Consider the following 21257-nt stretch of genomic DNA (forward strand, 5'->3'; position numbering starts at 1 on the left):
TCCTCCTTTAGAAAAGTATTAAAAAGTTATTTATTTTTTCCAGTCACTTTGACAATCATCGGACGCTGTCTTATGTAACTGGTCAAAATCTGTCCATCCTGCTCTTCCAGATGACATTCCATCACATGCACTGCTTCCATCAACATCCGGATAGTCGCCTCGTCATGTGCCACATGAGCCCTTGCACACAAATTCAGGTATTCACCCTGTGCGGTCTCATCTGCAACCTCGCTGGTATAAGCAACCGTTGTGATCCACGGAAAACGGATCGACGGATAACGATGGTTTGGATCTGCCGCGAACGGGATCCAGTAGTTGATCATTTCTTTATAATAGTTTGCCGGGAACAATTTCGGCATCCATGCATGTGCATATTTTTCAAACTGAGCACTCCATTCACGGTTCAATTCTCTCATCTCCGGATACTCGGCAATCTTGTCTGCAATCACATCTTCCATTACCTTATTGACCGGGTAATTGTCCTTGTACTCTGGATTGGTCACATACCAGAAATAACCATAAAGCAGAGATCTCGGAAGCCAGAAGCCTTTGTAAGACGGGGAGGTATAACCTGAAAACTGCTGCTCCCATTCATGGCTCGGTACTCCGTGATTGTCCACGATCATATCCGGGACATACCGGTCATAAATACGGGTTAATCCCATCGCCTCGCTGTGGATCGTATCCTGCTGGAAATGTTCATAGTAGAACTCTTTTCCAAGCGAATTAAATCTTGCCACATGGAATTTCCAGGTTGGATGCTCTTTCTGCAATTCATAATGGATTGCCGCACCATCCACATTTTCCATCGGAACGATTACCAGATTCAGTTTATCCGGTAAATCTTTGTAAACATCTTCTGTCAGCAGCTTCTTGATCAGGATAAATGCTGCATTTGTCGAAGATACTTCATTTGCATGATGTCTTGCATTGATCATCTCGCCAGGAATTCTTGATATACGCTTCGTCATGGACAGATAACCTTCGTATTCCGGTTTGATCCATACTGCATAGAGTTCACGTCCTGTATAAGATACCGCAGTCCGGAACACTTCGATTCCAGGAACCTGCTTCAATTCTTCGATGATCTCACGGTAAGTATCATATCCGATCAGTTCATGCTCATGCAGGTCAATCTCTTCAATCCGTTTCGTCTTTGGTTTTTCTTCTCTTTCCGGTGTAAGTGCTGCATACTGTATCTCGCCCTGCTCACTTTCAAACAAAAGCTTCGTACCTGCTGCAACACTTTCACACTCTGCTAGTACACCCTTTGACCACAATGTTGAGTAAGTGTGTAATACATTAGATTGTACCCCATTTGTGCGGATATGGAAAGTAAAATTATCATTTTCCCATGAAATAGCACGAATCCATGCATCTGCTTCTTCCCGTTTTCTCTGTAAAAGAACCGTTTTTCCATCTTTTACAATGCATGCTTCTTCTTTTAACGGCTCGGTCAGTGTCACCTTAAATACCGGTCTGCCTTCTTTTTCATGGATCACCGGAAGGATCAGTCCCGGCGCATCCAGCATGACATCTGCTTTCTTCACACCGTAATTTTTAAAATAGTCGCTTCCGACAAAATACATATCTTCATGCAAAGCATCCAGTGAAGAGATCAGATCCTCTCTTGATCCGGTCGCATAGTCCGGTTCACTTGCGGTCACGTCCAGACGCAGTTCATGGAAGAACGGCTGCAGGTCTGCGGAAATCTTTCCGCCTGTCTTTTCCTCAATATATCGTCTGCAATCCGGAAGAACTTCCTTCTGGTAAACATCCCAGATCTCTTCCATATCGGTACGGACGGTCTGATAAAATACTTCCTGTCCGTCAATCTCTGCTTTTACATAACCGGTTGCCGGATGAACCTTTCCCATCTGCGGATATTCATCCATATATGGTCTTTCCGACCAGACTGCTTTGTAAGTATCCTCACAGCAGACCTTTTCGTCCTTGATCCCCTTGCAGAGATAAGTGATATCTTCTTCGCCTTCATAAACTTTGAAAATGACTTTATCTCTTTCAATTCCAAGCTCTTTTACCAGAATATCTTCTACCGGATACAGTTCCTGCAGATAGCGGATCGGAAGATCATACCACTTGTCCGGAGTGTCTGCATTCAGATTGTGATAGGACGGGGTTGCACCGTTCTCATCCAGCCAGTCTGTCTGACCTTCCGGCAGGAACGGTTTGAAATAAATCTCAACCTGATCTGCCTGCGCTTCCTTCATCACCGGAAGCATCTCTTCAACGATCCAGGAATATCCCTGTTTGTATGCACAGATAACGGAGGTATCCTCAGGCTTGGCACCTAACATCTGGATTCTGTCTTCGATTTTTTCTTTTATCTTCTGGCGTACTTTTATATTTTCACTTACCGCACCGGTAATCTTTACCTTGCTTCCTTTCCTAATCTGCGGATAAACCTTTTCTTCCAGAAGTTTTTCAAAAACTTCCACTTCCCACGGAAGCTCATACACCTTCTCGTACATCTTCTGTCCGGATTTGTAATTATATACCTTTGCATCCCCGGCTTCTTTTTTCTGTGTATCATTCCAGAGCGGAGATCCGTACACTTCGTATTCTCCTGTCTGCTCTTTCTGCATCGCTTTCAAAGCTGCAAGCTGTCCATCTGCGCTGCGCAGTACAAAGTCATCCACCATATCCATCAGCAGGTCTTTCCAGCTTCTCTGACCATTGATCTGTGGAAATTCCATACAGAGTCGGGAGGTAAATGCGATTAGTTCCTCTCCGTCACCGCGAAGAGATACTTTTACACTTTCTCCTTCTTTTTCCCGTACAAGCTCTGTCTGCTCTGCTTTTTCCAGAACGAGCCGGTTGCCTGTATAAGCTGCATCTGCCGTAATATTTCCTTTATATCCGGTTGTCTCCATACCGAAACGCCATGCCAGGTTACATGCTGCAACGAGCATCGCATCATCTGCATCCTCCGGAAGTACAATCTTCACATCCAACACATCCGGAAGAAGATCCTGATTCTCGTCTTTCAGGAAATCCCCTTTCTGAAGCATCGTCTCCAGCCCTTTTTCCTTACGGAAATCCAGATCAAAGATCGGACCTGTATGCTTTGATGCTGATTCGTACTCTTCCGGTGTCTCCCCTGTACTCTTTTTCCACAGGGCTTTCAACTCTTCCATATTCTCCGGCACCGGAATCTCACCGTCCGCTGTGATCACCGGAAATGTAGCTGTCTCTGTCTGAAATCCCAGAAGCAGTGCTGCTTCAACCGCATAACGCTTCTGTTCTCCTGTCATGCCGGCTGCAAGTTTTAATTTTTCCATCTTACACCTCCAAAAGCACCGTAGTTCGTTTTCGTACTACAATCTAAAAAGATACTGTATTCCGAACTACGTTCTGCTTTTTATATCCTTCATTCTACTAAAGTGTTCAAATAAAGTCAACCATATTATCCTTATATGGACATTTTCAATAAAATGTATGCAGAAACAAAACATTGCGCTCTCCACATCCCTGTGTTACAATAGCTTCAATACTTTTAAGAAGGCAGGAACGATCAATTATGACAACACACGGCAAACGACATGCAAAACAGGACATCATGGATGCAGCATGGAAGCTTTTCACAGAACAGGGCTATGACGAAACTACGATTTCCCAGATCATTGAGCTTTCCGGCAAATCCCGCAGCACCTTCTATCATCATTTTCGCGGAAAAGATGAGCTTCTCTTCAGCCTCGCCTATTCCTACGACAGTGACTATGATAGCTGGCTTCAGACCTGCGACCGGACGCTTCCTGCCGCCGATCTGCTGCTCGCCTTCAACCATTTTGTGCTGAATAACCTGGAGCACTCACCATATATGGATCTCTTTGCGTCCCTCTACGGTCTTCAGGTAGCTACTACCGGAACCAGACATATTTTAAACCCGGATCGTAATTATTATAAGATCCTGCGCAAGATCCTTTTCGACGGGATCAAATGTGGAGAACTAAAGTCAGACTACTCCTACGTCGAGCTCTCCCAGATGATCACCTCTGCCCAGATCGGTCTCACCTACTCCTGGTGTCTCACCCAGAGAAGCTTCTCCCTGCTTCAATACGGCGAATCCCTCCTGACACCATTTATTGAATCTTTACGCGTCAACTAACCTAACCCACCCTCAATATAAATACCCTCTCGCATATACCAGGAAACTATCTCTCTATAGTTTCCTGAATTTTTATGTTTAGCAACCGCCAGGTCTGCGCCAAAGTCTTGAGGGCGGATTTAGAAAAAGAATAGGTGTGAAGGCACTTATTGTGCAATGGAGATGAGACTCAAAAATTGTGGAAGCCTTTGCTGACACAATTTTCGTTCTCAGAGGCTCATCGGAATGCCCTGCACAATGGACTTCACACCTATTCTTTTTCTAAATCCGCCACACAACCTCCCCCTCGCAGACCGTCTCTCTCCACAATCGAGCAGGCTGACTCCTACTCGATTTGTATACTTTGTACACCATCTCGCTTAACAGCTCGATGATGTACATTCGCCAAATGCAGATCCTTGTGCAAGCACAAATCTGCACTTGGCTCATCGTATACACAAAAAAGCAGGAACCAAATCACTTTGATTCCTGCTTCTCACTATTCCTGGTATTTATATAAATTAGCCATTGATCATGAAGTTAACCAGTTTATCGATGTCTTCTTTTTCGTATGCAATGATTTCCAGTTCCGGAATCTCTCCGTTAGAGAAAATATTTGCCATAGAAACATACTGAGAAAGTTTAGATTTCAGATTCAGTCTGTCGCCTTCTCCTGTTACAAGTTCTACTTTTCCTTTGCAGCTGTCTACTACTTCAAAAAACTTATCAATGTTTGTAATATTCTGTACCTTCATGATGTACACTCCTTTTCTTTTATCTCTTCCTATCTTTTACACCCTCAATATATACAATTTTTTTTTGAAAATCAAGGGTTTTTTTTTAAATCAGCGTTTTGGGCATTGTGAACAATTTAACAGTCTGTTTTTTGTGCATAATCACAATGTCTATTTCAAAACAATACTGTCCTTACGGATCTCGATCTTACGCTCTTTATACAGATGTCCGACTGCACGCTTGAATGCATTCTTGCTCAGATCAAACTCCGCACGGATCACCTCCGCATCTGCTTTATCGTTAAACGGAAGGACTCCGCCCTTTTCTTCCAGACGCGCCAGTACCAGAAGCGCATCCTTATCCATCTGGATAAATGCTTTCTCACGGACACTTAAATTCAGCTTTCCATCCGGTTTTACTTCTGTCACTCTCGCATGGATCTTCATTCCCGGTCTTAGACTTTTCGGTGCTTCTCTCTTTGGCACAAGCGCAGAATATTTTCCGTCCACTGCAACGAAAGCCCCGAAATTATCACTCACTTCGTAAACGATTCCCTCTACCTGATCATCCTTCTGATAAGGAGAATCACTGGTCAGATACTCATATACCTTCATGGTCGCACAGAGTCTCTGGCTCTTATCAATATAAAGTCCTACCAGACATTCATCCCCCGGTTTCACCTTATAAGTCTGCTCCTTAAATGGCAGGAACAGATCCTTTTCCAGTCCCCAGTCCAGGAAGGCACCGAATTTGCCAACCTGCGCTACCTTCAGGATTGCACTTTCCCCCAGTGTAAGCTTCGGTTCATTTATCGTTGCGATCAGACGGTCAGAAGAATCCTTATACAAAAACACCTCAATCGGATCGCCCGGTTCGATTCCTGCCGGAACCTGCTTCTTCGGAAGAAGAACCTTTTCTCTGTCATCTCCCAGATATACTCCGAAATCAACTACCTTTACTACCGTAAGCATCTGTTTTTTTCCTAATTCCATCTCTTATTTCTCCTTGAATTCTACTACCGCATACGGATTTCCCTCCGCATCACAAAGTTCCACTATTTTTCTCTGTTCCTCTACCGCCATCTTTGGATAAATAATATCACCCATAACTGCGGATTTTTTATATTCTACCCGGATCTGTCCGGCACGCTCACATTCCGGCACCACATCAATTGCCATCTGGATATACTGGCAGTTATTGACATGCTCGTTTGTGTCGATCTGATGACGTCTTACCGGAAAACTTTCTCCATCTTCCAGTTCTTTTGGAAGCACGATCTTACGCGGCGCAAACTCTACATCCAGTGGTGCTTCCGGCCGATAAGCCTCGACCTCTTCTTTCGCCGGTCTGCATGGTCTTCCTTTTTTCATATCCATATATACCCAGACCGAATTGGCCCAGGCTGTCATCTCGCCTGCTTCATCCTCCATCTTAAAATTACGAAGTCCGAAAAGTCCGGTAAAATCCGTTGCCCAGGTGGACACCCGGATATGTTCCCCGAGTTTCGGATAACGGTTTACTACAATCTGCCATGCGGAAAGAATCCATGCCTGCCCGCTTTTTTTCAGTGATTCCACGCCATATCCGATATCCTCAGACTGAAAAGTACTACAGTCCTGAAAATAATTAACAAGCCCCGGTAATGTCAGAAGCTCCGTATGGTCTGCTTCACTGAATCGTACTCTGCTTTCAAATGTATACATCTCTTTTACCTCTGTTCTTCCACATAACTTCTGTCTAATGTGATAACACACTGATACTTTGGGTTATGATGCTGCAATCGGTCCATCAAAGTCAGTGTCAGTTCATTCCCTTTTTCCTCAGAATACTCTCTCGGAATGACAAAATCAAAAATGAGATTGATCTGTTTTTCTCCATTCACCATGCGGAAATCATGGATACTGCATCTCGGATCCAGTGCTTCCACAGCTTTTTCTGTCTCATGTTTTGCCTGAAGTACTTCTTCATTACGAGTCTCCACCGGATCCATATGAATTGTCAGCGAGATCCCCAGTTGTTCCATTGCCTCTCTCTCAATCCGGTCAATGATCTCATGGGATACATCAATCGGGACATCATTCGGAACCTCTGCATGAATGATCGCCATACTTCTTCCCGGTCCGTAATTATGGATCACCAGATCATGACTGCCCTCGATTCCAGCGTATTTTTCCACAAAATGCTTGATCTTCTCATAATCTTCCCATGTCGCCGGAATTCCGATCAGCGGCTCAAGCGTATCCTTCGCAATCCCAAATCCGGCCCACATAACGACCAGTGAAACACCAAGTCCGACAAAGCCATCGATATTGATCCCTGTGATCCGCCAGAATACAACCGACAGGATCGTCGCTGCTGTCGTGATCACATCTCCAAGTGCATCTGCTGCCGTCGCCATCATCACCTGGGAAGAAATCTTTTCACCAAGTTTCCGGTTAAACATCGCAAGCCACAGCTTCACACCTATGGACAACACCAGGATCAGGATCGACACCAGACTGAATTTTAACTCTTCCGGCTCCCGGATCTTCACGATCGCATTTTTGAAAAAGGTAAATCCAACTTCGATCACCAGAAAGGATACGATCAGTGCCGCTATGTATTCCAGCCTGCCATGCCCAAAAGGATGCTCCTTGTCTGCCGGTTTTTCTGCCATCTTCACTCCGATCATTCCAATGATCGAAGAACCTGCATCCGATAAGTTGTTAAATGCATCTGCAGTAACAGACACACTGTGAAGAAGGATTCCTATCACCATCTTCGCAATCGTCAGCAGAACATTACAAAAGATGCCTACTCCGCTTGCCAGCACTCCATATGCTGTACGGACAGACACCTTTTCTACATCTTTATAATCTTTTACAAATAATTTTACAAGTATATCCGTCATTAAACTTTCCTTTACCTTAGGCGAAACAAATTTTCCTGCCATCTTCGTTGAAGTATATTCTACACATTTACTCCGTCAATTGCAAGAAAAACCATTTGATTTTTACCGGTGTGCCTTTTACGATCATCGCATACTCTTCATCCGTCAGCACACTCCGCAGCTCTTCCTTCCCTTCTTTGGGAACAATTGCATGGACAGAATCCATAAAGCAGAGATTCGGATAAAGAACACACCACCAGTTGTGCCCCTGTGCCTTTCCGATCTTGATCCGGAGTGCATCGTACCAGCCTGCGGGGAAGGTGATGTCTCCGTAAGTTTTGTCCGGAAATTCACACCGCACGACCTCAGCTGTTATCTGATCGTTACATCCTTCTTCCTGCAAGACTTCCCTGGCCGTCCGGATCAGTTCTTCTTTGTGGCGGATCGCCCATGCTTTCGCCTCCGCTGCATTCCCTGCATCCGAAAGATTCTCACACATATAATCTACAACAGCCTCTTTCACCTTCATCTTAAGTTCCTGGTCTTCTTTGCTGTCACTGTTGGCAAGCACATGAAAGCGGAACACCTCACCGGATAACTTTTCCTGCACTGCATTCGCCTTCGCTTCCACCTGCATTCCCCTTGCAAATGCCGCACCACACAGAATCATGATCAGTATCAGCACCACTGCTTTTATTTTTTTCATTTTCGTATGTACCTCCTGTCTTTGATACCAGGAGTATTGACAACATATGGAAAACTATACATTTTTATCTGTGATATTCTACCTGATCTCTCCGGATAACATCCGATACTGTAGAGGCCTGATTGTCAATATGACATCCCATGAGCTCACATGCCTCTTCAACCTCTCCACCCGAAATCAGTGCGATCAGCTTATCATGTTCTTCCAGGAGCTGTGGATAACATTCCTTCTGCTTCAGGTATTCTACACGAAACCGGTACATCTGTTCCCGCAGGTTATTCAACAGCGTGATCAGTCTCTGGTTATTGGTTGCGGCAAAGATAATATCATGGAATTTTACATCTGCTTCAGCGATCTTCGTCACATCACCACTCTTTAAGACTTTACGGAAATCTTCAGCTGCCATCTTCATTTCTTCAACCTGCTCCGGCGTGATCCGTTCACACGCAAGCTGTACGGAAAGCTCTTCCAGTGCCTTTCTGACTTCCAGCACATCCTGCATATTCTTCTCTGTGATCTGTGCCACTTCTGCCCCTTTTCGTGGAATCATCAGAACCAGACCTTCCAGCTCCAGTTTACGGATTGCTTCACGGATCGGGGTGCGGCTTACTCCAAGCTTGTTGGCAAGCTGGATCTCCATCAGCCGTTCTCCCGGCTTCAGTTCTCCTCTTAAAATTGCCTTCCGAAGTGTATTGAACACAACATCTCTCAACGGCAGGTATTCATTCATATTTACTTCAAAATCCATATCCATTCTTATCTCCTCCTGACGTTATGCACATTTGCAAGATAAATCTGTTTTGCCAGATTCTGTGCTTTTACTTTTGTAAATGCTTCCTTCGCTGTCCTGCGATCCCTGAAAATCCCAAATACAGTCGGACCGCTTCCACTCATCATCGCCCCAAGAGCACCTGCTTCCATCATACATTCTTTGATCTGTGCAATGACCGGATATGCTTCAACCGTAACCTTTTCCAGCACGTTACCCAAGGATGCTGCCACTTGCTCAAGATCCTGGTTCTTCAATCCGTCCAGGATACCATCTATATCCGGATGCTCCTTGATTTCACAGGAATCCAGCTTTTCATAAACCATCTTTGTCGATACACTGATCGGCGGCTTGGCGATCAGAATCTGACATTTCGGCATCGGAGGAAGCGGCGTCAGTTTTTCCCCGATTCCTTCTGCGAGTACTGTTCCGCGCATAATGCAGTAAGGAACATCCGCCCCAAGCTTCACGCCTCTTTCCATCAACTCTTTTTGAGAAAGTCCCAACCGGAACATCTGGTTCATTCCGTAAAGCACTGCCGCAGCATTGGAACTTCCGCCTGCCATTCCCGCTGCAACCGGTATATGCTTGTCCAGATGGATTCTAATCCCATCTTTGATATCAAATTCATCGATCAGAAGCTTTGCCGCTTTCCATGCAATATTGTCCTCATCATTCGGCAGATAAAAAAGATTCGAATCGATCTCGATACCTGGGGCCGACTTCTTTTGCAGCGTCACATTATCGTACAGATACAGCGTCTGCATGACCATGCGCACATCGTGATAACCATTCTCCCGCCGCCCCAGCACATCAAGTCCAAGATTGATTTTCCCAAGTGCTTTTAACTCCAGTTTATCCATGCGTGTATCTCCTTATTGTATTTTTTCGACCTTTTTTTGTATCTTGTATACATCATTTCATTACTATAGTATACTCAAACTCTCCCGAAAAATCAATATTTTATCACCCGTTTTCAATTCTTTTGATAATAATTCATTATTAAGCAGAATGCTTTCTTCTGTGGTCGAATATTTCTTTGCCAGGCTCCACAGATCATCTCCGTCTTTTACGATATATCCCACAATTCCCGGCTGGTTCATCCGCTCTTCTTTTTCATAATCCACAAGTGCAGCCTCTGTCACCATCTGTATTTTTTCCGCTTTTCGCATGAAGCTCCTGAACGCCACGACCGCTTTGATCTCTACTTCATCATTTCCGGCAAGATCTACCGCAAGCTGCTCCACTGCATATGTGACGTCATATTTCATATCGCTGCTTCCTTCCCGGCATTCAAGCATTGCCGAGAACGGAACCATCCCCTTCCACACACCAAATGGTACTTCATCATTTGCCTTTACATACAGAAAGCTGACATTTAGAATCCCCTCTGCCAGAATTCCTCCATCCTGCACTTCCATTTTTTCTATCTGCAGGTCTGCGCTGCTGTGGCACACCTGAAGGATCTCATCTTTCAGCTCCGGCAGACTTAATCGTTCTGTGATCTTACTTTTTGAATGATTCTGCATCAGAAGCTCCTCAACAACAACTTCTTCTGTCTCCAAAACACATTTTTTATCAAGGGAATACGCATCCTCTAAAAGCTCCAGCTTTTCTTCCCCATAGACAAAAAGACGAACCTGAAGTGCCGCTTCAATGCCAAGCGCACGCATCTCACCGTCCTCATCCATCCGCACTTCCACACTGATATCATCCAGCCGGTCATAGACATGATGATACATACCTTCTTCTGCGCCGGCACACTCGATCCGCCCCTCATAAGGAACCGTCTGCTCCACCCAGTCTGTCTTGCCCTCCTGAGATTCATAGAGAACAAAGATCTGTAATTCTCCATTTATCAGCATAGCATCCTGCACAAGTCTGGTATCCATTTTCCGGGAGCTTACCTCTGTCCACAAGAGCGTTCCGATATTCTCTTTGGTCCCCGGTATCTTAATCTCCTCTTTGATCCTGTAAATGTCTCTCTTCGCGGTAAACAGCTGCAGCAGCTCCACCGGACATTTTTTCAGATAGATTCCCTCTTCCCCATCCACATCAAGTGTCACCTGTTTTTCTGTGATCTGCTCTGTATGTACCGTCATTTCCGCAAGTGCTTTTACCGCAAGCTTTCTCGAATGGATCAGTGATACCCCGCATTCCACCCGCTGAACTTGCACAATGTCTTCGCCTTCTCCGTTCTCTTCCTCCATGTAGACCATTTCCTCAAACGGAATCATTCCTTCCAAAGCTCCGGGACGCGGATCTCCCGAATCCGTCACATACAAAACTTTAAAATTCAGTTTTCCCGTCACACGGAGATAATTTTCCACTCTTCTTGTCTCTTCAATCCGCAGACTTCCCTCACCGGAAAGCACTCTTCCCACGTCACTTTTCACATCTGGTACATTATAATCCCCACCGATCATAAACTGATCCGTCACTGTTTTTCCCATCTGATTCATGCGTACCTGTTTTCTTATCAGTTCCATAGTCAGCCTCCTACTCAAATATCACCGGTTTTTCGCTTTTTGCCATTTCCAGGACAACATATGGGTATTGGGAAAATCCATCTTCCCGCATACAGATATTTTCCATCTCCTCCCCATCTTTTTCTGTCTCGTCACTTCCCGGTCCCAGAAGTGTTGTCTGTACACAGATCACATCTTTTTCTTCCGTACAGCCATCAACCCGGATCGCATATCCCTCCATTTCCTGTCTCCCATACCCCTGTCCGACATACAGCCGGTCTCCTTGCACATACATGATCTGAAATGGGGTTTCTTCCATCCCGGCAATGCGTTCGGTCATTTCCGCCGGAACTTTTTTCTCATCCACAATGGAATATTCCAGCATTTCTCCACCCGCTTCCTCTTTTTCCATGACCTGACAGCCGCCAAGGAAAATCAGCATCCAGATCACCCCTGTCACACGGCATTTTATTCTCATAATTATTCACAAACTTTTCCATTTTTTTGTCTCTTTATTATCATATTATCTTCCTTGTATTTTCATGCCTCGAATAGTATAATCGAAGAAAAGTATGTTACTTTATACAATGAAAGAGAGGATTTTTGGGTAATGATACGATTTATCTGTATCGCAGTCTTTTTAATTCTTTACCTGATCCTGTCCATTCCGGTTTTTCTGGTGGAATGGATCATTGGTAAATTCAATCGCAGAGCCAAAGATATCAGTTCTCTGCACATCGTTCAGTGGGGCTTTAAAGTGATTCTTAAGATGACCGGTGTCACGACAACCGTGATCGGTGAAGAAAATGTTCCGGATGAACCGGTACTCTTTATCGGCAACCACCGCAGTTATTTTGATATTCTCCTTACTTACAGCCGGTGCAGGCGTCTGACCGGTTATGTTGCCAAAAAAGAAATGGAAAAGATTCCGCTTCTTTCCACATGGATGAAGAATCTGTACTGTCTCTTCCTTGACAGAGACAATATGAGAGAAGGTCTGAAGACGATCCTTCAGGCAATTGATTATGTAAAAAATGGCATTTCCATCTGCATTTTCCCGGAAGGAACCCGCAACAATGGCGAAGAGCTTTCTATGCTTCCATTCCGTGACGGTGCACTTAAGATTGCCGAAAAGACCGGGTGTGCGATCATTCCGATTAGCATGAACAATACTGCTGACATTTTTGAAGCACATTTCCCACGTGTAAAAAAAGTACATGTCGTCATCGAATACGGCAAACCAATCTATCCAAAAGAACTGGATAAAGAGACAAGAAAACATCTTGGAATCTATTGTCATGATCTTATTCAGGACACAATTAAGAAAAACGCCAGTCTGATCTAAACCTATAACAGAAAAGAGGTACGATTATGCATTCTAAAAATTTAACATTACTTACAGACTTATACGAACTGACTATGATGCAGGGTTATTACGATAAGCAGGACAATCCTACCGTAATTTTTGATGTATTTTACCGTTCCAACCCATTTTCTTCCGGTTATGCAATCGCAGCCGGACTTGAACAGGTTATTGAGTACGTGAAAAATCTAAACTTCAGCTATGATGATGTGGATTACCTTCGCAGTCTCCACATTTTTTCTGAAGATTTTCTTCAGTATCTGAGCGGCTATCACTTTACCGGAAGCATTTACGCAATTCCGGAAGGAAGCCTGATCTTCCCAAAGGAGCCGATCCTCAAAGTCGTTGCCCCGATCATGGAAGCTCAGCTTGTGGAAACCGCAATCCTGAACATTCTGAACCACCAGTGTCTGATCGCGACCAAGTCTTCCCGTATCGTATACGCTGCCGGTGATACCGGTGTTATGGAATTCGGGCTTCGCCGTGCCCAGGGACCGGATGCCGGATTATACGGCGCACGTGCTGCCGTGATCGCCGGCTGCGTGGGAACCTCCTGCGTACTTACCGGCAAGCTTTTTGACGTTCCGGTTATGGGAACCCATGCACACAGCTGGATCATGAGTTTCCCGGATGAATATACCGCATTTAAAGCCTATGCAGATCTTTATCCTGAAGGATGTACCCTTCTTGTCGATACTTACGACACCTTAAAATCCGGTGTGCCGAATGCGATCCGTGTCTTCCAGGAGATGAAAGATGCCGGCATCAGTCCGAGAAAGCTTGGTATCCGTCTTGACAGCGGCGATCTTGCCTACCTGTCCAAAAAAGCACGTAAAATGCTGGATGCGGCCGGCTTTGAAGAAGCAACGATCTGCGCATCCAACGACCTTGATGAATATCTGATCCACGACCTCAAGATGCAGGGCGCAGCGATCGATTCATGGGGGGTCGGAACCAATCTGATCACCTCCAAAGACTGTCCTTCATTCGGTGGTGTATATAAGCTCGCTGCCATCCAGAATAAGAATGGCGAGTTCGAACCTAAAATCAAACTTTCTGAGAACACAGAAAAGATCACCAATCCGGGCAACAAGACGGTTTACCGTATTTACGAAAAAGAAACCGGCAAGATGAAAGCTGATTATATCTGCTTTGTAGACGAAGAAATCAATCCGGAGGAAGATCTTCTCCTCTTTGATCCAAGCGAGACATGGAAAAAGACAAAGATGAAAGCCGGAACCTATACCGTCCGCGAAATGATGCAGCCAATCTTCATCAACGGTGAATGTGTCTACACTTCCCCGTCTGTCAAAGAGATTGCCGCTTACTGCCGTCAGGAAAAAGATACCCTGTGGGATGAATCCAAACGACTCTTCAATCCTCACCAGATGTATATCGATCTGTCTCCAAGACTTTATGAAGTAAAGAAACAGCTTCTTGACCGCATGAGTGCTGATGACTAGGTTACAATTTGAAAAGAGGTATTACCGATGAAAAATATGACATTAAAAAATATAACCGCTGCCTGCCATGGAACCTTCCATGGCGACAGCAGTTTTCTTGAAAAAGAGATTACCGGCGTTGCAATCGACAGCCGGAAAGCAGCACCGGGATTTCTTTTTGTTCCACTCAAAGGAGCCCGTGTAGACGGCCACACCTTTATCCCACAGGTTATGGAACAGGGTGCACTTGCTACTCTTACAGAAGAAGATCCTTCTTCCCTTACCTGTCCCTGCATTCATGTAGAATCCTGCGAAAAAGCACTTCGTGATATCGCAGCGTTTTACCGCATGCAGCTTGACATCAAGGTTGTCGGCATCACCGGAAGTGTTGGCAAGACCAGCACCAAAGAGACGATTGCCTCTGTCCTTTCCCGGAAATACAATGTTCTTAAGACAGAGGGAAACTTTAACAACGGAATCGGACTTCCGCTTACCATCTTCAATCTTACCGAAGAACATGAAGTCGCTGTCCTGGAGATGGGAATTGACCATTTCGGAGAGATGCATGAACTTGCATCCATCAGCCAGCCGGATATCTGTGTAATCACCAACATCGGTCTTGCACACATGGAAAATCTCGGAAGCCGCGACGGAATCTTAAAAGCCAAAACCGAAGTTTTTGATCATCTGCGTCCAAATGCTTCTGTCATCTTAAACGGAGATGACGACAAACTTTCCACAGTCGCAGAGGTACAAGGAAAAAAGCCTGTTTTCTTCGGTCTTTCAGACCAGCTGGATGCCTATGCAGACGGAATCGTAAGTCAGGGACTTCGCGGAACTGACGCTGTACTCCACCTTCCACTTGGTGAAATCAACGTACATATCCCGGTACCTGGAAATCACATGGTTTATAATGCTCTCGCCGGAGCATGTGTCGGCATGAAGCTTGGACTTACTCTGAAGGAAATCCAGACCGGGATCTCTTCCCTGAAGACGATTGCCGGACGTACCAATCTGATCGACACAGGATCTCTTTTGATCATCGATGATTGCTACAACGCTAATCCGGTTTCCATGAAATCTTCTCTGGATGTACTTTCTACCGCAACAGGAAGAACCGTAGCTGTAATGGGCGATATGTATGAGCTTGGTGATAAGGAAAATGAACTTCACTACAATACCGGCGCACATGCTGCCGAGATCGGCATTGATGTGATCTGCTGTATCGGAGAACTTTCCCACCACGCATATGAAGGTGCAAAAGCCTGTGCAAAGAGCAGTGCCGTACTTTACTTTAAAACCAAACAGGACTTCCTGGGAAAAATCCGGAATGTTGTCAAAAAAGATGATACCATTCTGGTCAAAGCTTCCCACGGTATGGAATTTCCTGAGATCATTGATGTACTCAGACAGATGAAGTTTTAAGAGAGGTAAGACATGAAATATCAGATACTTGTTCTTGACCTGGACGGAACACTTACCAACTCCAGGAAAGAAATCACTCCACCAACGTTAAAGGCTCTGATCGAGATCCAGGAAGCCGGAAAAAAAGTTGTTCTTGCAAGCGGTCGCCCTACATACGGCGTGGTTCCCCTTGCCAGGCAGCTCCATCTGGAACGTTACGGAAGCTATATCCTATCCTTCAACGGAGCACGGATCACTGACTGCCGCACCGGCCAGGTCATTTACAACAAAACACTTCCGCAGGACGTGATCCCGGATATCTACCGGATCGCTTCCAACTACCCGGTTGATATTCTGGCTTATGAGGATGGACAGCTTCTGTCCGGATTTACCCCGACAAAATATTCCGAATTAGAATCTCGGATCAACCATTTACCAATTGTACAAATTGATAATTTCTGCGAGAAAGTATCCACATTTCCAAACAATAAATTTCTCCTGACCGGAGAACCGGACAGCATCGCTGCTGCTAAAGAGGAAATGTCCGCTCATTTCCATGGTTATATCGATGTTTACTGTTCGGATCCATTTTTCCTCGAAATTGTTCCAAAGAATGTAGACAAAGCCGCCTCTCTTCTGAAGCTTCTTACCAGCATCGGTCTGACTGCTGATGAAATGATCTGCTGCGGTGACGGATACAACGACCTGACTATGATCGAAACCGCAGGTCTTGGAGTGGCAATGGAAAATGCACAGCCACTGGTCCGTGAGAAAGCAGATTTTATCACAAAATCAAATGATGATGACGGAGTTCTCTATGTGATCGATCAGTTTATGCTCGATTGACCGTCGTAGAAATATCATTTCTCAAAATATAGAAATCCCGGAGAACTGGTTTTACTTCCAGTCTCCGGGATTTTTGTTTTCAGTATTTTTCTGTACTTAGATTTCTGCAGTTTCCGCGTCGTCAGTCTCTTCCAGTACTTCCGCATACTTGTCCAGAATGATCTTCTGGATTCTGTCTCTTGTACCGGAATTGATTGGATGCGCAATATCACGATATTCCCCATCCAGTGCTCTCTTACTCGGCATTGCAATGAAAAGTCCTTTTTCCCCTTCAATGACTTTAATATCGTGAACAACAAATTCTTCGTCCATTGTAATTGATACTACTGCCTTTAATTTTCCTTCTTTTGCTACTTTGCGCACGCGTACATCTGTAATCTGCATAACTTTCTAGCCCCTTTCTCCAGTAACGCACATACCGGTCCGCTCCTTTTCCTTTATTTGACCGGCATGCCTTCTGATCCGGACTCTTACAAGTCCCCCTCAGTTTTTATAATGCGTACCTTTCGTTCTTTTCTATTACTACTTTCACGCCATCTTCACCAACATGCCGTGTATTGGCACGGATCGTATCCCTGCTCTCTACAATACAGTTCTCAATGTAAGTATTGTCCCCAAGATACACATCATTTAAAATAATTGAGTTTTTGATCACACAATTATTTCCAACAAACACTTTTTTAAACAGAACCGAATTCTCAACGGTTCCGTTGATAATGCTTCCGCTTGCCACAAGGCTGTTCTTAACGACCGCACCCGGATTATATTTTGCCGGAGGCAGGTCTGTCACCTTGGAATAAATACTTGGAAGCTGCTTAAAGAAATAGTTCCGGACTTCCGGTTTGAGGAAATCCATGTTTGTCTTATAATAGGCATCGACCGTGGAAATATTGCTCCAGTAGTCTTTTATCTTATAACCGTATATCTTTTTCAGATTCTTGTATCTGATCAGGATATCCGTTACAAAATCATATCTGTCTTCCTCAGCTGAATGCTCGATCAGATCGATCAGCTGACGTCTGCGGATGATATAGATTCCTGTGGAAATCGTGTTGGAATTTGCCACCATCGGTTTTTCCTCAAAATCTTCGATCCGCATATTCTCATTCATCTTCAGGATGCCAAAACGGGTTGCATCCTCGCCCTGATCCAGATCCCGGCATACCACAGTGATATCTGCTTTCTTGGCAATGTGGTATTCCAGTACTTTGTTATAATCCATCTTGTAAACCGCATCACCGGATGTGATGATCACATAAGGTTCATGGCACCTCTTCAGGAACTCCAGGTTCTGATAGATCGCATCTGCCGTTCCACGATACCAGTAGCCATTGTCTGCGGTGATCGTCGGTGTAAATACATAAAGGCCACCCTGCTTACGTCCGAAATCCCACCACTTGGAAGAATTCAAATGTTCATTCAGTGAACGTGCATTATACTGAGTAAGTACTGCTACCTTCTGGATGTGCGAATTGGACATATTGCTGAGTGCAAAATCAATTGCCCGGTAGCTTCCTGCGATCGGCATCGCTGCCACTGCACGCCTCTGTGTAAGCTCCCGCATCTTGTTGTTGTTACCGCCTGCTAAAATGATTCCAACTGCTCTCATGATCTGTCACCCGCCTTTATCAATACTCCGCCGCTTTCAAGAGCACCCTGTACATAATCCTCCTTCACGGTAATACCGCTGATCGCAGTATTCTTTCCAATCTGTACTCCTGCCGGAATCACAGAATTCTCACCGATCGTAACCAGTCCGGAATTGTAGATATCAGACCTGAGCTTGTTCGGTGCTTCATTACCGATTCCAAGGGTTACATTATCTCCAACCTTAACATTCTCCGCAATGATCGCTTTGTCGATCACACAGTCATTTCCTATCGTAACATCCTGCATGATGATCGAATCCCGGATCACGCAGCCTTGTCCAACAACAACACCTGCGCCGATCACACAGTTATGTATCTCGCCGTATATCTCAGCTCCGTCGCCAATGATGCTTCTGTCGATCACAGCTTCTTTTGAGATATACTGTGGCGGTATAATTGAATTATTCGTATAAATTTTCCAGAATTCCTCATAAAGATTAAATTCAGGAATAATGTCGATCAGTTCCATATTAGCTTCCCAGTAAGAACTCAATGTACCGACATCCTTCCAGTAACCATTATATTCATATGCAAACAGTCTCTGCTTCTTTTCATGACAGTACGGAATGATATGCTTTCCGAAATCACATCCCGGCTGATCTTTCATCTTAATCAGTGCCTCTTTGAGCACCGGCCAGCTGAAAATATAAATTCCCATGGACGCAAGATTGCTCCGCGGATTCGCCGGCTTCTCCTCAAACTCGGTGATTCTCTTGTCTTCATCGGTAATTACGATTCCGAAACGACTTGCTTCTTCGATCGGAACCGGCATTGCCGCGATCGTCACATCTGCATGATTCTCCTTGTGAAAATCCAACATGACCTCGTAATCCATCTTGTAAATATGATCTCCTGATAAGATCAGTACATAATCCGGATTAAATGTCTCCATATACTCCAGATTCTGATAAATTGCATTCGCCGTTCCTGTATACCATTCGCTGCTTGTACTCTTCTCATACGGCGGAAGAATTGACACCCCTCCGATATTCCGGTCCAGATCCCACGGAATACCAATTCCAATATGTGTATTAAGCCTGAGTGGTTGATACTGGGTCAGGACACCGACTGTATCGATTCCTGAGTTGATACAGTTACTCAGCGGAAAATCAATGATCCTGTATTTGCCGCCAAATGCAACAGCCGGTTTAGCAACTTTTGCAGTCAGGACGCCAAGTCTGCTGCCCTGTCCTCCTGCCAATAGCATTGCTATCATTTCCTTTTTTATCATGTCTTCACCCCTTCTCAGTAATTCTGGTTTTTTCATTATAACATATTACATACATATAGTGAACATATTTTACAAAAATATTTCTGTTTACCTATCTTTTTTATAGAAATATCACAAAAAGAAAAGGTTTGGTTTTTGACCTATCTATGTTATAATTATGCACGTAAGTCAAATACTATGAAACAAATTCACAGAACAGGAAGTGTCATTATGTATAAAATTGATTTTAATCAGCCTTGCCATATCCACTTCATCGGAATTGGCGGCATCAGTATGAGTGGACTCGCTGAGATCCTTCTTGAAGAAGGCTTCACAGTATCCGGATCCGATAACAAAGAATCGGCACTTACGGATCATCTGTCTCAGAATGGTGCAACCGTATTTTACGGTCAGAAAGCTTCCAATATTATAGACGGTATCGACCTTGTAGTTTATACCGCAGCGATCCACGAAGACAACGAAGAATTTGCAGAAGCAAAGCGTCAGAATCTTCCGATGTTATCCAGAGCAGAATTACTCGGTCAGCTTATGACTAACTATAAGACACCGGTTGCTATATCCGGTACACACGGTAAGACAACCACAACCTCTATGCTTTCTCATATTGCTCTTGCAGCAGACCTGGATCCGACAATCTCTGTCGGCGGTATCCTGAAAGCGATCGAAGGCAATATCCGTGTCGGCGGACCTGACCTTTTTATTACGGAGGCATGCGAATATACCAACAGTTTCCTGCACTTTTTCCCGAAAATCGGTATTATTCTGAATGTGGATGCGGATCACCTGGACTTTTTTAAAGACCTGGACGATATCCGTAATTCTTTCCACCTTTTTGCTAAGCTTCTTCCGGAAAACGGAACTCTCGTCATCAACGGAGATATTGATAAAATTGAAGAGATCACCTCCGATCTTTCCTGTCGTGTTATCACTTTTGGCAAAGAAGCTTCCCTGGATTACAGTGCAGCCAATATTACTTATAACGAACAGGGCAATGCCTCTTTCGATGTCGTAAAAAACGGACAGAATGTTGCCCATCTCGCTCTTGCAGTTGGCGGTGAGCACAACGTATATAACGCACTTGCGGCAATCGCAGTTGCCGATATTCTTGGTGTTCCTGCGGAGACGATCCAGACAGGTCTTGCTTCCTTCCACGGAACAGACCGCCGTTTTGAATACAAAGGTGAAGTCGGCGGAGTGACCATCATTGATGATTACGCACACCATCCGACAGAGATTGCTGCAACGCTGAAAAGTGCTGCACATTATCCACATAAAAAGCTGTGGTGTATTTTCCAGCCACATACTTATACACGTACAAAAGCATTATTCTCAGAATTTGCTGAAGCACTCGCACATGCAGACCATGTAATCCTTGCTGACATCTATGCAGCGCGTGAGACAGATACTTTAGGCATCTCTTCCGCACAGCTTGCAGATGCAGTCAAAGAACATGGATGTGACGCAACTTATCTGCCAAGCTTTGCAGCCATCGAAGAATTCGTCACCACCCATTGCCAGCCTGGCGATCTTCTGATCACAATGGGTGCCGGAGATGTTGTAACCATTGGGGAAGACCTGTTAAAAGCCTGATTTTCTCCAATATTTGCGAAATTTTATCTGTAATAACAAAAATTTCCGTCAGAAAATTCTTTTTTACAATCTGGGAT

At 44.6% G+C, this 21257-nt stretch carries 19 protein-coding genes; 6 read left to right on the top strand and 13 right to left on the bottom strand.

Features of this window, described 5'->3' with window-relative positions:
- Nucleotides 1–26: 26 nt before the first annotated feature.
- Nucleotides 27–3302: a M14 family metallopeptidase gene (locus tag PGQ33_RS10050; protein WP_243263246.1), complete on the bottom strand. Its 3276-nt coding sequence runs from the start codon at nt 3300–3302 to the stop codon at nt 27–29.
- Nucleotides 3303–3541: 239 nt separating this feature from the next.
- Here PGQ33_RS10050 and PGQ33_RS10055 point away from each other — a divergent pair, with 239 nt between their 5' ends.
- A complete protein-coding gene (locus PGQ33_RS10055) occupies nt 3542–4129 on the top strand; it encodes a TetR/AcrR family transcriptional regulator (RefSeq protein ID WP_195250205.1) in 588 nt (195 codons plus the stop codon).
- Nucleotides 4130–4629: 500 nt separating this feature from the next.
- Here PGQ33_RS10055 and PGQ33_RS10060 read toward each other — a convergent pair whose 3' ends face one another.
- The 9 genes from PGQ33_RS10060 to PGQ33_RS10100 form a co-directional block, all read right to left on the bottom strand.
- On the bottom strand, nt 4630–4863 hold the full coding sequence (locus PGQ33_RS10060; RefSeq protein WP_008368971.1) for a hypothetical protein: 234 nt from the start codon (nt 4861–4863) through the stop codon (nt 4630–4632).
- Nucleotides 4864–5013: 150 nt separating this feature from the next.
- Nucleotides 5014–5835 (bottom strand): CvfB family protein, encoded by an 822-nt coding sequence (locus tag PGQ33_RS10065; protein WP_195250206.1) that lies wholly within the window; start codon nt 5833–5835, stop codon nt 5014–5016.
- Between the two features lie 3 nt (nt 5836–5838).
- Entirely contained in the window at nt 5839–6546 is a 708-nt protein-coding gene (locus PGQ33_RS10070; RefSeq protein WP_055157924.1) for an acyl-[acyl-carrier-protein] thioesterase, read from the bottom strand.
- A gap of 5 nt (nt 6547–6551) precedes the next feature.
- Entirely contained in the window at nt 6552–7733 is a 1182-nt protein-coding gene (locus PGQ33_RS10075; protein WP_022221113.1) for a cation diffusion facilitator family transporter, read from the bottom strand.
- A gap of 67 nt (nt 7734–7800) precedes the next feature.
- Complete coding sequence (gene spoIIR, locus PGQ33_RS10080; RefSeq protein WP_117824491.1) at nt 7801–8418, bottom strand: stage II sporulation protein R; 618 nt, start codon at nt 8416–8418, stop codon at nt 7801–7803.
- 64 nt (nt 8419–8482) lie between these two features.
- The gene (locus PGQ33_RS10085) at nt 8483–9172 is read right to left on the bottom strand and encodes a GntR family transcriptional regulator (protein ID WP_008368980.1); all 690 of its coding nucleotides are present in this window, start codon (nt 9170–9172) and stop codon (nt 8483–8485) included.
- Between the two features lie 2 nt (nt 9173–9174).
- Nucleotides 9175–10050 (bottom strand): 4-(cytidine 5'-diphospho)-2-C-methyl-D-erythritol kinase, encoded by an 876-nt coding sequence (gene ispE, locus PGQ33_RS10090; protein WP_055297431.1) that lies wholly within the window; start codon nt 10048–10050, stop codon nt 9175–9177.
- Between the two features lie 63 nt (nt 10051–10113).
- Entirely contained in the window at nt 10114–11676 is a 1563-nt protein-coding gene (locus tag PGQ33_RS10095; protein WP_270205671.1) for a DUF3794 and LysM peptidoglycan-binding domain-containing protein, read from the bottom strand.
- A gap of 10 nt (nt 11677–11686) precedes the next feature.
- A complete protein-coding gene (locus tag PGQ33_RS10100) occupies nt 11687–12133 on the bottom strand; it encodes a protease complex subunit PrcB family protein (protein ID WP_118199738.1) in 447 nt (148 codons plus the stop codon).
- 132 nt (nt 12134–12265) lie between these two features.
- Between PGQ33_RS10100 and PGQ33_RS10105 the strand changes: the two genes are divergently transcribed.
- The 4 genes from PGQ33_RS10105 to PGQ33_RS10120 are packed head-to-tail and all read left to right on the top strand — an operon-like array spanning nt 12266 to nt 16710.
- Complete coding sequence (locus PGQ33_RS10105) at nt 12266–13000, top strand: lysophospholipid acyltransferase family protein (RefSeq protein ID WP_270205672.1); 735 nt, start codon at nt 12266–12268, stop codon at nt 12998–13000.
- Nucleotides 13001–13026: 26 nt separating this feature from the next.
- Complete coding sequence (locus PGQ33_RS10110) at nt 13027–14481, top strand: nicotinate phosphoribosyltransferase (protein ID WP_008368990.1); 1455 nt, start codon at nt 13027–13029, stop codon at nt 14479–14481.
- Nucleotides 14482–14508: 27 nt separating this feature from the next.
- The gene (locus tag PGQ33_RS10115; protein ID WP_270205673.1) at nt 14509–15885 is read left to right on the top strand and encodes a UDP-N-acetylmuramoyl-tripeptide--D-alanyl-D-alanine ligase; all 1377 of its coding nucleotides are present in this window, start codon (nt 14509–14511) and stop codon (nt 15883–15885) included.
- Between the two features lie 12 nt (nt 15886–15897).
- Nucleotides 15898–16710 (top strand): Cof-type HAD-IIB family hydrolase, encoded by an 813-nt coding sequence (locus tag PGQ33_RS10120; RefSeq protein ID WP_270205674.1) that lies wholly within the window; start codon nt 15898–15900, stop codon nt 16708–16710.
- A gap of 96 nt (nt 16711–16806) precedes the next feature.
- Here the strand turns inward: PGQ33_RS10120 and spoVG are convergent, their stop codons facing one another.
- The 3 genes from spoVG to PGQ33_RS10135 form a co-directional block, all read right to left on the bottom strand.
- On the bottom strand, nt 16807–17094 hold the full coding sequence (gene spoVG, locus PGQ33_RS10125; RefSeq protein WP_008368997.1) for a septation regulator SpoVG: 288 nt from the start codon (nt 17092–17094) through the stop codon (nt 16807–16809).
- A gap of 106 nt (nt 17095–17200) precedes the next feature.
- Nucleotides 17201–18319: a glucose-1-phosphate adenylyltransferase subunit GlgD gene (gene glgD, locus PGQ33_RS10130; RefSeq protein ID WP_055249425.1), complete on the bottom strand. Its 1119-nt coding sequence runs from the start codon at nt 18317–18319 to the stop codon at nt 17201–17203.
- The gene (locus PGQ33_RS10135; RefSeq protein WP_195479744.1) at nt 18316–19590 is read right to left on the bottom strand and encodes a glucose-1-phosphate adenylyltransferase; all 1275 of its coding nucleotides are present in this window, start codon (nt 19588–19590) and stop codon (nt 18316–18318) included. The genes glgD and PGQ33_RS10135 overlap by 4 nt, the downstream gene beginning before the upstream one ends.
- 210 nt (nt 19591–19800) lie before the next feature.
- Between PGQ33_RS10135 and murC the strand changes: the two genes are divergently transcribed.
- Nucleotides 19801–21180, top strand: a complete 1380-nt coding sequence (gene murC / locus PGQ33_RS10140; RefSeq protein ID WP_117559023.1) for a UDP-N-acetylmuramate--L-alanine ligase — start codon at nt 19801–19803, stop codon at nt 21178–21180.
- Nucleotides 21181–21257: the final 77 nt, after the last annotated feature.

Source organism: Coprococcus sp. AM100_B19A (assembly GCF_027662015.1).
Classification (GTDB): Bacteria; Bacillota; Clostridia; order Lachnospirales; family Lachnospiraceae; genus Allocoprococcus; species Allocoprococcus comes.

Coding starts and splice junctions, on each gene's coding strand:
- PGQ33_RS10095 (WP_270205671.1), bottom strand. CDS start 11,676: ATGGAACTGATAAGAAAACAGGTACGCATGAATCAGATGGGAAAAACA.
- spoVG (WP_008368997.1), bottom strand. CDS start 17,094: ATGCAGATTACAGATGTACGCGTGCGCAAAGTAGCAAAAGAAGGAAAA.
- PGQ33_RS10135 (WP_195479744.1), bottom strand. CDS start 19,590: ATGATAAAAAAGGAAATGATAGCAATGCTATTGGCAGGAGGACAGGGC.
- murC (WP_117559023.1), top strand. CDS start 19,801: ATGTATAAAATTGATTTTAATCAGCCTTGCCATATCCACTTCATCGGA.
- PGQ33_RS10070 (WP_055157924.1), bottom strand. CDS start 6,546: ATGTATACATTTGAAAGCAGAGTACGATTCAGTGAAGCAGACCATACG.
- spoIIR (WP_117824491.1), bottom strand. CDS start 8,418: ATGAAAAAAATAAAAGCAGTGGTGCTGATACTGATCATGATTCTGTGT.
- PGQ33_RS10100 (WP_118199738.1), bottom strand. CDS start 12,133: ATGAGAATAAAATGCCGTGTGACAGGGGTGATCTGGATGCTGATTTTC.
- PGQ33_RS10055 (WP_195250205.1), top strand. CDS start 3,542: ATGACAACACACGGCAAACGACATGCAAAACAGGACATCATGGATGCA.
- PGQ33_RS10115 (WP_270205673.1), top strand. CDS start 14,509: ATGAAAAATATGACATTAAAAAATATAACCGCTGCCTGCCATGGAACC.
- PGQ33_RS10085 (WP_008368980.1), bottom strand. CDS start 9,172: ATGGATATGGATTTTGAAGTAAATATGAATGAATACCTGCCGTTGAGA.
- PGQ33_RS10110 (WP_008368990.1), top strand. CDS start 13,027: ATGCATTCTAAAAATTTAACATTACTTACAGACTTATACGAACTGACT.
- PGQ33_RS10065 (WP_195250206.1), bottom strand. CDS start 5,835: ATGGAATTAGGAAAAAAACAGATGCTTACGGTAGTAAAGGTAGTTGAT.
- PGQ33_RS10050 (WP_243263246.1), bottom strand. CDS start 3,302: ATGGAAAAATTAAAACTTGCAGCCGGCATGACAGGAGAACAGAAGCGT.
- PGQ33_RS10105 (WP_270205672.1), top strand. CDS start 12,266: ATGATACGATTTATCTGTATCGCAGTCTTTTTAATTCTTTACCTGATC.
- PGQ33_RS10075 (WP_022221113.1), bottom strand. CDS start 7,733: ATGACGGATATACTTGTAAAATTATTTGTAAAAGATTATAAAGATGTA.
- PGQ33_RS10120 (WP_270205674.1), top strand. CDS start 15,898: ATGAAATATCAGATACTTGTTCTTGACCTGGACGGAACACTTACCAAC.
- PGQ33_RS10060 (WP_008368971.1), bottom strand. CDS start 4,863: ATGAAGGTACAGAATATTACAAACATTGATAAGTTTTTTGAAGTAGTA.
- ispE (WP_055297431.1), bottom strand. CDS start 10,050: ATGGATAAACTGGAGTTAAAAGCACTTGGGAAAATCAATCTTGGACTT.
- glgD (WP_055249425.1), bottom strand. CDS start 18,319: ATGAGAGCAGTTGGAATCATTTTAGCAGGCGGTAACAACAACAAGATG.